The organism is Edaphosphingomonas fennica, assembly GCF_003034225.1.
In the GTDB taxonomy this organism is placed as follows: Bacteria; Pseudomonadota; Alphaproteobacteria; order Sphingomonadales; family Sphingomonadaceae; genus Sphingomonas_E; species Sphingomonas_E fennica.
The window spans coordinates 1-1,371 of record NZ_PHHF01000053.1 but is presented as its reverse complement, the minus strand read 5'-3'; the positions used below and the strand labels follow the sequence as shown (position 1 = coordinate 1,371).

The window sequence follows — 1,371 nt, the reverse complement described above, 5'->3', positions numbered from 1 at the left end:
TTGATGTTGTGGACACCCCCAACCTTCAGCCGCAGGCTGCGGATCTTGGTCCCTATCAACTATCTATCGGAGGGTGACATGACGGGTTTGACGATCGGTATCGATATCGCGAAGCGGGTTTTTCAAGTGCACGCCATCGACAACGAGACTGGCGAAGTGAGCAGCACGAAGCTGGCTCGTCGAGATTTCCTCGCCCACTTCCAGAAGCTTTCACCCTGCCTTATCGGCATGGAGACGTGCGGTTCAGCACACCATTGGGCACGCGAACTGAGCGCCATGGGGCATGAGGTTCGGATGATGAACCCGATGTATGTGAAGCCGTACGTGAAGCGCGGGAAGAACGACGTCGTCGACGCCGAGGCGATCTGCGAAGCGCTGACCAGGCCGACCATGCGGTTCGTAGCGGTGAAGACGATAGAGCAGCAATCGGTGCTAGCCGTCCATAGGACCAGGGCATTGCTGATCCGGCAACGCACCATGCTGGTGAACGCCTTGCGCGGCCACCTTGCTGAGTTTGGCATCGTCGCGCCGTTGGGAATCGAGCGTATTCCCGAGCTCGTCGGCCGCGTCCTTGGGCGCGAAGGCGACGAGCTGGGGATAACGCCACTCGTTCGGTCCGTCGTCACGATGTATGCTGAGCAGATCGAGAAGATCAAAGAGCATGTCAGGATGCTCGAGCGAGAGCTACGCCTTTGGCACCGAACGAGTGAAGCCAGCCGAAGGGTGGCATCGGTTCCCGGCGTCGGGACGGTGACGGCCACCGCCATTGTCGCAGCGATGCCCGATCCGTCGTTGTTCGAGTCGGGCCGCGCATTTGCCGCATGGCTGGGTCTGACACCGAGGTCGTCGTCCTCAGGCGGGAAGGAGCGCAACGGGCGGATCACCAAAGCCGGCGACCGGCATATCCGCGTGTTGCTCGTGCTCGGCGCAACTTCGGTATTGCGGCGGGTGCGCTCCGGGCAGCCGACGCCGCTCTATGCCTGGGTGAAAAAGCTTCTGGATCGAAAGCCCCCCAGGCTCGCCACGGTCGCCTTGGCGAACAAGATGGCGCGGATCGCCTGGGCCGTCATGGCGAGGAAAATGAACTATCAGCCGGAACTGGCTGCAGCAGTCGCCTGACCCATAGGGTCAGGCGTTTCGGAGAAGGCGTGCACTGATATTGATGAGAACCGGCTTCGAGCCGGGGATCAGGAAAACCCGATCGCGTGGCAGCATCATCGTATGCGCTTTTTTGGTAGGGACCATGATCCGCGGACTTCATCAGGGCCTCGCAGTGTTCAAACTGCGAAATCAAGGCCGGACACATGTGAGCACTCTGCCGGAGTTCATCAGAATCAAATCAGGCCTTGACCGAAGGGGTGTCCACACATG

1 protein-coding gene is annotated in these 1,371 nt (G+C 60.3%); it reads left to right on the top strand.

Features of this window, described 5'->3' with window-relative positions; translation table 11 throughout:
- Positions 1-78 precede the first annotated feature (78 nt).
- Positions 79-1,119 (top strand): IS110 family RNA-guided transposase, encoded by a 1,041-nt coding sequence (locus CV103_RS13065; protein WP_107395178.1) that lies wholly within the window; start codon positions 79-81, stop codon positions 1,117-1,119.
- The last annotated feature ends 252 nt before the right edge of the window (positions 1,120-1,371 follow it).

Excerpts from the sequence above, each read along its gene's own strand:
- CV103_RS13065 (WP_107395178.1), top strand. The coding sequence starts at position 79 with ATGACGGGTTTGACGATCGGTATCGATATCGCGAAGCGGGTTTTTCAA.